Raw genomic sequence first — 12,471 nt, forward strand, 5'->3', positions numbered from 1 at the left:
AAGGGGATGACCATGAAAAAGAGTGCACTTGTTCTGATGACGCTGGCGGCCTTGGCCGGCACCAGCAGCCTCGCAATGGCGCAGGCGAGCGACGGCGTATTGACCGTTGCCACGATCGGCGAGCCGCCGACGCTCGACGTCATGCAGACGGCGACCGATATCGTGCTGACCATCGACCAGCACATTTTCGAAACGCTCTACACCTATGACGCCGAATGGAAGTCCGTACCGCTGCTCGCAGCCGGCATGCCGAAGATTTCCGAGGACGGCCTCACCTACACGATCCCGCTGCGCGAAGGCGTCACCTTCCATGACGGCAGCACCTTCGATGCCAAGGACGTTACCGCCTCGCTGAAGCGCTGGATGGCGGTCAATTCCAAGGGCAAGCAGGTCGCAGCGATCGTCGAAAGCCTGACGGAAGATGGCGATCATGCGGTCGTCTTCAAGCTGAAGTCGCGTTATGCGCCGCTGCTCGCCACCCTGTCGCAGGCTTCCGTCATCCTGCCGTCGGAAAAGATCGCCGACACGCTGACCGAATTCGTCGGCACCGGCCCTTACGCCCTGAAGGAGCGCAAGCCAGACCAGTACACCCAGCTCGTCCGTTTCGACGGCTACAAGTCGCCTGAAGGTGCGCCGAGCAACTATGCCGGTAAGCGCGAGGCGATCGCCAAGGAAATCCGTTTCGTTCCGGTGCCGGATGCCAACACCCGCGTTGAAGGCCTGATCTCTGGCCAGTTCGATTATGCGGACTCCCTTCCGGTCAGCGCATTCGAGCGCGTCGAAAAGAGCGGCAATGCCAAGCCCGTCATCTTCCGCGATGCCGGCTGGGCGTCGATGAACATGAACATGAAGGAAGGTCTTCTCGTTAAGAAAGAGCTGCGTCAGGCGGTTCAGGTTGCGCTCAACCCGAACGACATGATGATGGCCGCCTTCTCTGACGACCGCTTCTTCAGCGTCGATGCCTCGATTTTCCCGGAAGGTTCATTCTGGCACACCGAAGCCGGTGTCGCCCGTTATGGCGATGGCAATCCGGAAGAAGCCGCCAAGCTCTTGAAGGATGGTGGTTACGACGGAACCCCGATCCGCCTTCTGACCAGCCGCCAGTACGAATTCCACTACAAGATCGGCGAAGTCGCCAAGGCCTATCTCGAAGCCGCGGGCTTCAAGGTCGATCTGCAGGTGGTCGACTGGGCAACGCTGACGACCCGCCGCGCGGATTCGAAGGCATGGGATATCTTCATCACCCATTCCAACTTCCCGGGTGACCCGACGACGATCAACACGATCACCGACACCTATCCGGGCTGGTATGTGTCCGATCAGAAGGCAAAGGCTGTCGCCACCTACATGGACGCCACCACCGACGATGCCAAGAAGGCGGCATGGGACGGCATCCAAACGGTCATCTATGATGATGCACCGCTCTACAAGGTCGGCAACTTCAATGCCGTTTCCGGCGTCGCCAACGGCGTTTCCGGTTACGAGCCAACCTACTGGCCGCATTTCTGGAACGTAGCCCCGAAGAAGTAAGGCTGAAAGCAATTCCAGCAGAAGCGGCAACCGGTTTTGCTGGAATTGCGTAGAAACTGAGGACTGACAATGGCAAGGATCGCACAAGCGCTGCTGAAACGGCTGGGGGGCATGGCAATCGTGCTTGCCCTCGTCGTGACGGTGGTCTTCATCATCGTTCGCGTCACGCCCGGCGATCCTGCCGCCGTCATGCTGGGGTCGGATGCGACCCCGGCCGATATCGCGCAATTGCGCGAGAAGATGGGGCTCGATGCGCCGCTTCTCCTGCAATACGGCCAGTTCGTTCTGGGCATATTGCAGGGCGATCTCGGCCAGTCGATCTTCCTCAATCAGCCGGTCACGACAGCACTTGCCGCCCGTGCCGAGCCGACCTTCTTCCTCACCCTCTTCTCGATCCTGATCGCAGTCGGTATTGCGTTGCCGGTCGGCATCCTGTCTGCCGTCAAACGCGGCACGATCTTCGACCAGATCGTCGTGACGCTCACCATGGTCGCCGCCAGTGTCCCGAGCTTCTGGCTCGGCCTGATTCTGATCCAGGTTTTTGCCGTCGGCCAGGGCTGGTTCCCGGCCTCCGGTTACGGCGGGCCCGAAACGCCTTTCTTCGAACGCCTGCACCATCTCGTGCTGCCGGCAGTCGCACTCGGCGTCGTCAATTCGGCTCTCATCACCCGCTTCACCCGCGCCGCCATGCTTGATGTCCTGGGCGATGATTACGTCCGCACTGCCCGCGCCAAGGGTGCCGGCGAGGGCCGCGTCATCCTCAAGCACGCCCTGAAGAACGCGATGATCCCGATCATCACCGTCATCGGCCTGTCGGTCGCCATGTTGGTCGCCGGTGCCGTCGTCACCGAAACCGTCTTCGGTCTTCCGGGCGTCGGCAATCTCGTCGTCTCGGCCGTCCTGCGCCGCGATTATCCGGTCATTCAGGGCGCGCTGCTCGTCGTGGCCGCCATCTATGTCCTCATCAACTTCATCGTCGACATGCTTTATATTCTCGTTGATCCGCGGGTGCGCCTATGAACACGATGGCCTCCCTCTCCATGCCTTTCGCAGCCGGCCTGCGTCGCCTGTTCGGCAACCGTGCCATGCTGTTCGGCGCCATCATCCTGGCGATCGTCATTCTGGCTGCGCTGCTCGCTCCCTGGGTCGCGCCTTACGCGCCGAACAAGCTGTCGATCATCAACAAGCTGAAGCCGCCGTCGATGACGAATTTCTTCGGCACCGATGAATTCGGCCGCGATATCTTCTCCCGCGCCATTTTCGCCGGCCGTATCTCGCTGCTCGTCAGCCTCGGTGTCGTCGTCATCTCGACGGTGCTCGGCGTCATCCTCGGCGTCGCCGCCGGCTTCTTCCGCAGCCTCGATGCGCCGATCTCACGCCTGCTCGATGCGATGATGTCCTTCCCCGACATCCTGCTCGCCATCGCACTGGTTGCGGCCCTCGGCCCATCGCTGACGACGGTCATCCTTGCCCTCGGCATCACCTACGCCCCGCGGCTTGCCCGTATCGTCCGCGGCTCGACGCTGGTCCTGCGCGAACTGCCCTATATCGAGGCGGCCGTCGCCATGGGCTTGCCGACCTGGCAGATCCTTGCCCGCCACGTGCTGCTCAACCTCGCATCTCCCATCCTCGTGCAGGCCACATTCGTCTTCGCCTCGGCGATGCTGGCGGAGGCGAGCCTCTCCTTCCTCGGCGTCGGCGTTTCCACCGATATGCCGACCTGGGGCACGATGCTGGCATCCGGCCGCGAATACATGAACAACGCTCCGTGGCTGATGGTGTTTCCGGGCCTTGCCATCGTCTTCTCGGTTCTCTCCCTGCAATTGCTGGGCGACGGCCTGCGCGATCTCGTCGATCCGCGTCTCGCCAAGGAAAGCTGATCATGACCGATATAACGACCACCAAACGGCCGGTGCTTGCGGTCGAGAACCTGACCACTTCGTTCAAGACTGAAGGTGGCTGGAAAGCCGTCATCCGCAATATCAGCCTGCATGTCGATGCCGGCGAAACGGTTGCGATCGTCGGAGAATCCGGCTCGGGCAAGAGCGTCACCGCTCTGTCGACCATGCGGCTTCTGCCGGCCGGCCGCGCGCGCACCGAAGGCCGGATCCTGCTCGACGGCAAGGACCTGCTTGCCGCCAGCGAAGCCGAGATGCGCAAGGTGCGCGGCGGCTCGATCGGCATGATCTTTCAGGAGCCGATGACCTCGCTCAACCCGGTCTTCACCATCGGCAACCAGATTGCGGAAGCTCTCGTTCTGCATCGCGGCCTGTCATGGAGCGAAGCCGAGACTGAGACTGTGCGCCTGATGGAGCGCGTCCGTATTCCCGCGGCCAAAGCCCGTCTTCACGAATATCCGCACAAATTCTCCGGCGGCATGCGCCAGCGCGTGATGATCGCCATGGCGCTCGCCTGCCGTCCAAAACTGCTGATCGCCGACGAGCCGACCACCGCCCTCGACGTGACGATCCAGGCCGAAATCCTCCACCTGCTGCGCGAGTTGCAGCGGGAGGAAAACATGGGCGTTCTGTTCATCACCCACGACATGGGCGTGGTCGCAGAAATCGCAGACCGCACCGTTGTGATGTTCCGCGGCGACATGATCGAAACCGGTAAGACCGACGAAATTTTCGCCACGCCGAAAGCGATCTACACAAAATCCCTGCTCGCCTCGATCCCGCGTCTCGGCACGATGGGTGCCGCCGCCGCACCAAAACGTTTCCCCGAGGTCGATGCCTCGACCGGTATTGCCGTCGATGGCCGCGAGATGAACCCGGTCGCCTTGAGCGTCGAGCCGATCCTCAAGGTCGATAATCTCGCCGTCCGTTTCGACCTGCCCAATGGGCGCGTCCATGCGGTGGAAGATGTCTCCTTCGACCTGCGTCCAGGCGAAACCCTGTCGCTGGTCGGAGAGAGCGGCTGCGGCAAATCCACGACCGGCCGCGCCATCATCCGCCTGCTCAATCCCTCCGCCGGTTCGATCGTCATCGGCGGTCAGGATGTCACCAAGGCCGGCACGCGGGAATTGCGGACCATGCGCCGCACCTCGCAGATGATCTTTCAGGACCCGTTCGCCTCACTCAACCCGCGCATCACCGTCGGCTCCGCGATCGCCGAACCCATCCTCGCCCACGGCCTGATGGGTCGGAAAGATGCCAAGGCCCGCGTCTCCGAACTGTTGGAACAGGTCGGCCTTTCCGCCGCCATGGCCGATCGCCACCCGCACGAATTCTCCGGCGGCCAGCGCCAGCGAATCTCGATTGCCCGCGCGCTCGCCCTCGACCCGAAATTCATCGTCGCCGACGAAGCGGTCTCCGCACTCGATGTGTCGGTCAAGGCGCAGGTCTCCAACCTTCTGCTCGACCTGCAGGAAAAGAGAGGCCTCGCCTATCTGTTCATCAGCCACGACATGGCGGTCGTGGAGCGGATGAGCCACCGCGTGGCGGTGATGTTCCTAGGCGAAATCGTCGAGATCGGCCCGCGGGTGGCGATCTTCGACAACCCGCAGCATGCCTATACGCAGCGCCTGATCTCGGCCGTGCCGATCCCTGATCCGTCACGCCGCGGCCAGACCCCAGCACCGCTTTCCGAAGAGATCAAGAGCCCCGTGCGCCCCTTCGATTACGTCGTGCCGAAGCGGACCTATCGCGAGGTTTCCCCCGGCCATTTCGTGCAGGATGCCCACTGAAACAATGCCGGCAGAAGCGTAAAGCAGTTGCCGGCATTGCGAAAACAGGCAAGCCCGGCCCCTACCCCACTGGAATAGAAAGACCACCCCATGACCAGCAAGAAACTCATCCGTTACGATGTCGCCGACGCCCAGGCCGGCGGCCAGCGCCGCCCCTTCGCCAAGGCTGTCCGCGCCGGTGATTTCGTCTATGTTTCGGGCCAGGTGCCGACCGTCGATGGCGAAGTCATCGTCGGCAATATCGTCGCCCAGACCGAACAGGTGATCGCCAACATCAAGTCGGTTCTGGCGCTTGCCGATTGCACGCTGGAACATGTCGTCAAGGTCAATGTCTGGCTCGACGACGCCCGCGATTTCTCCAGCTTCAACGCCGTCTTCCAGAAGCACTTCATCGACCACCCCCCGGCCCGCTCCACCGTCGAATCCCCGATGATGGTCGACGTCAAGGTCGAGATGGACGTGATCGCGTATAAGCCGCTGGATTGATCGGGAAAGACCGGCGGGAGACATTCTGTTTCGAAAGTTCGCCGGTTACCTCAAGTGCATCCCCACCACGGCCGTCATCCTCGGGCTTGACCCGAGGATCCAAGTACGAGCTGACAACGACCGACCAAAGCCGATCGTTGTCGTCTTGAAAGCAACACAACGAAAAGCGGCCTGCGTCTGGATCCTCGGGTCAAGCCCGAGGATGACAGCTGAGAGGAAGGCGTCCTCCCTAATGCGAGCGCTTACAGCGCCGCCCGCTTGTCGTGCCTTGCCACCCGCGCCAGCAGGTAATCCACCTCGGCCTTCGCCGTCGCCGTCAGCATCTGGCCCGGCTTGCGCTGTGCGTCCGATGCAATCACGCCGCGGCGTTTGAGGATGTGCTTGCGCACCGCCAGGCCCACGCCGAGCTGCTGCTCGTAGCGGATCAGCGGCAGATGTGCGTCGAACAGGTCATGCGCCTCGTCGCGCTTGCCCTGCTCAAACAGCGACACAAGCTCGCTCAGCATGTCGGGGAAACCGTAACCGGTCATCGCGCCGTCTGCGCCGCGTTCCGGTTCGAAATCGAGGAACATGCCGCCATTGCCGCAGAGGATGGAGAATTCGCGCAACTCGCCGGATTTCTGCATGGCTCGCAGTTTTGAGATCTTTTCCAGACCCGGCCAGTCCTCATGCTTCAGCATCAGGCATGACGGGTGGTTGGTGATGATCTTGGCAACCACGCTGGTGGCGATCACCGTGTTGAGCGTCAGCGGATAGTCCTGCAGCACCCACGGCACGTCTTCACCGACCGCTTCCACGGCACCGGCGAAATAGTTGATGGTCTGCTCGTCGGTCTTTGCACCCTGCCCCGGCGCGATCATCACGCCGGCAGCACCCATGTCCATCGAGCTGCGGGCCAGCGAACGCATCGCGGCAAAACCCGGCGCCGAAACGCCGACGATGACCGGCACCTTGGCGCGCTCGACGACGCGCTTGATGATCGCCCGGCTTTCATCCGCTTCCAGCTTCGGCGCCTCGCCCATGATACCGAGGATGGTGATGCCGGTGCAGCCGCTTTCCTCGTAAAAATCCGTCAGGCGGTCGACCGAGTTGAAGTCGATCGCGCCATCGTCGTGAAACGGCGTGGCGGCAATCGCATAGACGCCCTTGGACTGAGTGCTGAATGTCATGTCTTTCTCCCGGATGCGATATCGATCAAAGCCGCAGCTTTTGATCCTAATTTCTAATCAGATGTTGGCGAGAAGGCCACCGTCGATGCGGATCACCGAGCCGGTGATGTAGGATGCGCGCGGGCTGGCCAGGAAGGTGACGGCATCGCCATATTCCTGCGGATCGCCATAACGGCCGACCGGAATGGAATTGGTGCTTTCCTTCGTCACATCCGCCACCGGCCGGTCCTCTCGCTTGGCCTTCTGCTCGTCGAGAAAGACGATACGACCCGTGGCGATGCGGCCCGGCAGCACGACATTGGCGGTGATCCCGTCACGTCCGACTTCGCGCGCCAGCGTCTTCGACCAGCCGACCAGCGCCAGCCGCAGGCTGTTGGAAATGCCCAGATTGGCGATCGGCGCAACCACACCTGAAGAGGTCGAGCTGATGATACGGCCAAAGCCGCGCTCGCGCATCGACGGCAGGATCGCGTCGGTTACGGCGATCACCGAGCGCACCATGCTGTCGAAATATTTCGACCAGATTTCCGGCGCCTGACCAGTAGCTGGCGTCGGCGGCGGACCACCTGTGTTGTTGACCAGCACGTCCACCGGCCCGAAGGTTGAAGCGATCAGCGCCAGCCGCTCCCCGATCACCGAGAGATCACCAATATCCCATTGCAACGCGAAAGCCTTGTGGCCTTCAGCCTCGATTGCCTGCGCCGTCTTTTCGGCAGCGGCGAGATCGATATCGGCAACGATGACATTGGCCTTTTCCGCTGCCAGCGACCGGGCAATCGCACCACCAAGTCCACCGCCTGCGCCGAATACCAGCGCGGTCTTTCCGCTTAATTGAAGATCCATGAATGCCTGCTCTTGTCTTTTGTTTCGATGCAATTCCGGACGCAAAACCGGTTGCCACTTCTGCTGGAATTGCTCTTGATTTTGGTGTCTGCCGCGCTCAGCAGCAGTAGAGTTCCACCGGAAGGTCGCTGAACACTTCAGGCGCGCCCTCGGTGATCGCGAAGGTCTGGCCGACACCGGCAACCAGCCCGGTTTCCGCGTCGGGGATCATGATGTGGACGAAGAACACCATGCCCGGCGTCATGATCAACGGATTGCCGGAATAGATCATCGGCGGCACGTCCATCCAGGTCGGCTTGAAGGTGCAGCCCAGCGCATAACCGCAGGCGGCGTACCGCGCCTTGGCAAAACCGGCATTGTCGAGCACGCGGCGATGGATATCGTCGAGCGTGCCGAGCGCCGCCCCTGCCCTTGCCGCATCCTTGATGCCGTCGAGCGCTTCCTTCGCCACCTTCAGCATGTCGAACTGCCGCGGATCCGGCTTGCCGGTCACCAGCGTATGCTCGACCACGACATGATAGCGGCAATGCGAGCCGGCGAGTTCAACGAGAATCTGGTCCTGTTCCTCGATCAGTCGCGGCCCGCCGATGCCGCGGCCGTAAAGCGCGCGCGGCCCGGAATTGACCAGCGGCCCGCCGGAGGGAATGTCACCACCGCCGGAAAGCATCGAGGTAAGCGCCGCACCCGAGAGCACGGTGTCGGGAATGCCGGGCTTCGTCACACCGATCGCCGCACGCACGGCGGCATCCGCCAGCTTGCCCGCCATGCGCACATGCTCTAGCTCGGCTGCGGATTTCACCAGTCGCCCGGTGCGGATGATGTCGGACGCATCCTCGGTCACGCAGAAACCATCGAGCGCCGTATCGACCATCCGGGCATTGGCCCCGGTCAGGCCATAGGTCGCATATTCGACGCCGACTTTTTTGCCGGAAAGCCCCTTCTCGGCCATGATCGCGCGCAGATCGTTGGCCGGGTTGGCATCCTCGGCATTCAGCCAGACCAGAACGTCGTCATAAAGCGACGCGACATTCGCCTGTCTGAGATCCGGCGTTCGGGTCAGAAGCACCGTGTCGCTGCCATCATCGGCCAGCACCAGACCGGCCTGGAAGAAGACGTAACCGGCCGTGTCATAGCTCGTCAGCCAGTAATGGCTTTCCTGCGAAAACACGATCAGCGCATCGAGTCCGCGCTCCCGCATCCGGCGACGGGTTGCGGCCAGACGGGTTTCGAACTCGGCCTGCTTGAACTTCAACAAGACTTGCCGGCCACCGCGCGTGGAACCGGCAAACTCCTGGGGAACATACATGCTCATGCGATTTCAAAAGCCTCCACGGGCGTATGAACCGGCACCGCATCGAGCAGCGCCTTGGTATAGGGATCGCGGTCTTCCGAGCGCGCATCCGGCCTGTCGAAGAAATCGACCAGCTTGCCGTGATGCATCACCGCGATGCGATGGGCGAGCTGGCGGATCAGGTTCAGGTCGTGGGTAATGAACAAGCAGGCCGCACCGGTATCCTTCTGCAGCTTGACCAGCAGTTCGGCCACCGCCGCTTGAACCGACACGTCGAGCGCCGCCGTCACCTCGTCGCAGATCACCAGTTCAGGCTCAGCGGCAAAAGCGCGGGCAATCGCCACGCGCTGCTTTTCACCGCCGGAAAGCTGGTGCGGATAACGGTCGGCATACTCGGCCGGCAGCCGCACCATCTCCAGCAGTTCGGCAATCCGCGCCTTGATTTTTTCACGCGGGACAACGCCGTAGAGTTTCAGCGGCCGGGCGATGATCGTGCCGATCTTCTGGCGCGGGTTGAGCGAGGCGTCCGGATGCTGGAAAACGATCTGCACCCGGCGACGATAGGCCCGGTCGATCGCCTTGCGGCTGCCCACCGTCTTACCCTCGATTTCCAGATTGCCCTGAAAATCCTGCAGGCCGGCCAAGACCTTGGCGATGGTCGACTTACCCGATCCGCTTTCGCCGACGACGCCGAGAAGCTCACCCTTGCGAACCTCGAAATTGACGTCCTTCGCCCCCCAGAAGCCGACCTTTTCGGCATCTTCCGGCCAGAACATTTTCTGGATCTTCGATGGCGCTCCGTAATGCACGCCGATCCCGTCGAGCTTGATCAGCGTCTTCGGCTCGGCCGGCGCATCGACACCGATCCAGCGATCCGGGTTCGGAACCGCACCGATCAGCTGTTTCGTATAGGGCGCGGAAGGCCTGGCGAACACCTCGCCGACAAGCCCACGCTCGACGATCACACCCTTGTGCAGCACCGACACCTCGTCCACCACGCGGGAAACCAGCCCGAGATCGTGCGAGATGTAGAGTGCGGAAACATTCGTCTCGTCGCGCAGCTGGTTGAACAGGTCGAGGATCTGCCGCGCGGTCAGGATATCGAGCGCCGTGGTCGGCTCGTCGAAAATGATCAGTTCCGGCTCGCAGGCAAAGGCGGTGGCGATCACCACACGCTGCTTTTCGCCGCCCGATGCCTCATGCGGAAACCGCTGCAGCATTTCCTTCGGCCGGGTAATGCCGGTGCGGGCCAGCGCCGCTTCGGCTTCAGCCCAGGCCTGCGCTTTGGTCAGGCCGCGATGACGCATCAGCACTTCGGCAATCTGCTCGCCCAGACGAATGGTCGGGTTGAGTGAGGTCGAGGGATCCTGAAACACCATGGACATGCGCCTGCCGCGAATATCGGCCATCTGCCACGGCGTATGGTCCAGCAGTTCCTCGCCAGCAAGGCGAATGGCGCCGCCGGTTTCCACCGCGTTCGGCGGCAGATAGCGCATCACCGACCACGCCATCGACGACTTGCCCGAACCGGACTCGCCGACAAGACCGACCGTCTTTCCCTTCGGGATCGTCAGGTCGATATTCTTCAAGGCGGCGACCAGCCCGTTGGCGGTCTTGTAGGACAGCGAATAGTCGATGATCGAAAGCGCCGGCTTTTCCGCCGCTGCAGTGACGTTCTGGCTCATGGTCTGCACTGTCATCCGTGGCTCCTCTTGGGGTCGAGGGCGTCACGCAGGGCGTCGCCGAAAAGATTGAAACCAAGTGCTGCGATTGCGATCGAAAGACCGGGGATCGCCACGCACCAGGGATTGCGGAACATGAACTGCCGCGCTTCCGCCACCATCAGCCCCCATTCGGTGCTCGGCGGCTGCGCGCCGAGACCGAGGAAACCGAGCGTCGCGCCGATCATGATGGCGAAGGAAACGCGGATCGTCGCCTCGACCACGATCGGGCTCAGCGCATTGGGCAGCACTTCGCAGGTGACGATATAGACGCCGGACTCACCGCGCGCGACCGCCGCCCGCACATAGTCGCGGGTGCGCACGGACAGAACGGCACTGCGGGCGATACGCGCCATGCCCGGTGCAAATGCGATCGAGACCGCCAGCATCGCATGCTCCATGCCGCCGCCGAGAATGGTGACGATCAGCAGCGTGAACAACAGATCCGGCACGGCCAGAAGCCCGTCGAGAATACGCATGATCGTACTGTCGACCCAGCCGCCGGAAACGCCGGCGACAACCCCGATGATCGAGCCGATGCCGACACCGAGCAGGGTGGCACCGACACCGAAGGCGACGGTCGAGGGCGCGCCGGTCAGAACGCGGGAAAGCAGATCGCGGCCGAACTGGTCGGTGCCGAACAGATGCGCCATCGACGGCCCCTGCAGGCGGTTCAGCGGATCGAAGGCCTGCGGGTCATAGGGGGCGATCAGCGGGCCGAAGATCGCAGCGAAAAGGACGATCGAAAGCAGGGCCGTGCCCATGATTGCGGTGGGGGATGAGAAAAAATTACGCATAACGCACCCTCGGGTCGAGCAGGGCAATGACGATGTCCGACAGGAGGTTGGACAGGGCATAGACGGCTGCGAGAAGCAGGGTCACGGCCTGAATGACGGGCAGGTCGCGGTTTTCCAGCGCATAGATCAGCAATCGTCCGAGACCCGGCCAGGCAAAGATTTCCTCCACCACGATGATCCCGCCGAGCAGATAGCCGATATCGAGCGAGATGACGGCGATCGCCGGCGCCAGCGAATTCGGCAGTGCATGGCGGCGGATCACCCGCTTTTCGGTCAAGCCCTTCAGCCTTGCTGCGCGAATATAGTCGGAAGACAGAACTTCCGACATTTCGGACCGCACCTGCCTTGAAATATGCGCCATCAGCACGAGGCCGAGCGTGGCGGCAGGCAGCACGACATGCGCGCCGAAACCGGCGAGATTTTCCCAGGGCGCAACGAAGCCACCGGCGGGAAAAAGCCCGTGCTGCGGTGCTGCGAAGAAGACGAGGAGCAGCGTCGCAGTGACGAATTCCGGCAGCGCCGTGCCGAGATAGCTGAACAGGCCGAGGCCCAGATCCATTCCCGTGCCGCGCTTCAACGCAGCGAGCGCGCCGAGCGGAATGGCGGTGATGGTGACGGCAACCAGCGCCGTCGCCCCCAGCATGGCGGAGTTGACGAAGGCCTCGCCGACGACCTGGGTCACCGGCAAGGAAAGACGCAACGAGGTGCCGAAGTCGCCGTGAAGAATACCGGCGACCCAGCTCAGATATTGAGCATACCAGGGCTGATCGAGATGCAGCTGCTTTTCGAGTGCGGCGACGGCTTCCGGGGTGGCGTATTCCCCCAGAATCATGATCGCTGCATTGCCCGGCAGCATCGTCGTGATGGCGAACACTGCGAAGGTGACGATCGCCAGCACGAGAAAGACGGCCAGCAAGCGGCGGAGAAGATAAGCCCTGGTCATGCG

At 62.3% G+C, this 12,471-nt stretch carries 11 protein-coding genes; 5 read left to right on the top strand and 6 right to left on the bottom strand.

Features of this window, described 5'->3' with window-relative positions; translation table 11 throughout:
* The first annotated feature begins 12 nt into the window (after positions 1–12).
* The 5 genes from ACI3K0_RS22415 to ACI3K0_RS22435 all read left to right on the top strand — a co-directional run bounded on the left by ACI3K0_RS22415 (position 13) and on the right by ACI3K0_RS22435 (position 5,704).
* Entirely contained in the window at positions 13–1,530 is a 1,518-nt protein-coding gene (locus tag ACI3K0_RS22415) for an ABC transporter substrate-binding protein (protein ID WP_148146699.1), read from the top strand.
* Between the two features lie 78 nt (positions 1,531–1,608).
* The gene (locus ACI3K0_RS22420) at positions 1,609–2,550 is read left to right on the top strand and encodes an ABC transporter permease (protein ID WP_183685812.1); all 942 of its coding nucleotides are present in this window, start codon (positions 1,609–1,611) and stop codon (positions 2,548–2,550) included.
* On the top strand, positions 2,547–3,410 hold the full coding sequence (locus ACI3K0_RS22425) for an ABC transporter permease (RefSeq protein WP_148146703.1): 864 nt from the start codon (positions 2,547–2,549) through the stop codon (positions 3,408–3,410). The genes ACI3K0_RS22420 and ACI3K0_RS22425 overlap by 4 nt, the downstream gene beginning before the upstream one ends.
* A 2-nt stretch (positions 3,411–3,412) precedes the next feature.
* Entirely contained in the window at positions 3,413–5,218 is a 1,806-nt protein-coding gene (locus ACI3K0_RS22430) for an ABC transporter ATP-binding protein (RefSeq protein WP_148146705.1), read from the top strand.
* A 90-nt stretch (positions 5,219–5,308) separates the two neighbouring features.
* Positions 5,309–5,704: a RidA family protein gene (locus ACI3K0_RS22435; RefSeq protein WP_112456178.1), complete on the top strand. Its 396-nt coding sequence runs from the start codon at positions 5,309–5,311 to the stop codon at positions 5,702–5,704.
* A gap of 242 nt (positions 5,705–5,946) precedes the next feature.
* Here ACI3K0_RS22435 and ACI3K0_RS22440 read toward each other — a convergent pair whose 3' ends face one another.
* The 6 genes from ACI3K0_RS22440 to ACI3K0_RS22465 all read right to left on the bottom strand — a co-directional run bounded on the left by ACI3K0_RS22440 (position 5,947) and on the right by ACI3K0_RS22465 (position 12,468).
* A complete protein-coding gene (locus tag ACI3K0_RS22440; protein WP_148146706.1) occupies positions 5,947–6,873 on the bottom strand; it encodes a dihydrodipicolinate synthase family protein in 927 nt (308 codons plus the stop codon).
* A gap of 57 nt (positions 6,874–6,930) precedes the next feature.
* Positions 6,931–7,716 (bottom strand): SDR family oxidoreductase, encoded by a 786-nt coding sequence (locus tag ACI3K0_RS22445; RefSeq protein ID WP_148146708.1) that lies wholly within the window; start codon positions 7,714–7,716, stop codon positions 6,931–6,933.
* Positions 7,717–7,813: 97 nt separating this feature from the next.
* On the bottom strand, positions 7,814–9,028 hold the full coding sequence (locus ACI3K0_RS22450; protein WP_148146709.1) for a Xaa-Pro peptidase family protein: 1,215 nt from the start codon (positions 9,026–9,028) through the stop codon (positions 7,814–7,816).
* A complete protein-coding gene (locus ACI3K0_RS22455) occupies positions 9,025–10,707 on the bottom strand; it encodes an ABC transporter ATP-binding protein (protein ID WP_286195031.1) in 1,683 nt (560 codons plus the stop codon). The genes ACI3K0_RS22450 and ACI3K0_RS22455 overlap by 4 nt, the downstream gene beginning before the upstream one ends.
* On the bottom strand, positions 10,704–11,525 hold the full coding sequence (locus ACI3K0_RS22460; RefSeq protein ID WP_148146711.1) for an ABC transporter permease: 822 nt from the start codon (positions 11,523–11,525) through the stop codon (positions 10,704–10,706). The genes ACI3K0_RS22455 and ACI3K0_RS22460 overlap by 4 nt, the downstream gene beginning before the upstream one ends.
* Positions 11,518–12,468, bottom strand: coding sequence for an ABC transporter permease (locus tag ACI3K0_RS22465; protein ID WP_148146713.1), 951 nt, complete (start codon positions 12,466–12,468; stop codon positions 11,518–11,520). Before ACI3K0_RS22465 ends, ACI3K0_RS22460 begins: the two co-directional genes overlap by 8 nt.
* Positions 12,469–12,471: the final 3 nt, after the last annotated feature.

It is taken from the genome of Rhizobium sp. ZW T2_16, assembly GCF_044987325.1.
Lineage (GTDB): Bacteria > Pseudomonadota > Alphaproteobacteria > Rhizobiales > Rhizobiaceae > Neorhizobium > Neorhizobium cellulosilyticum.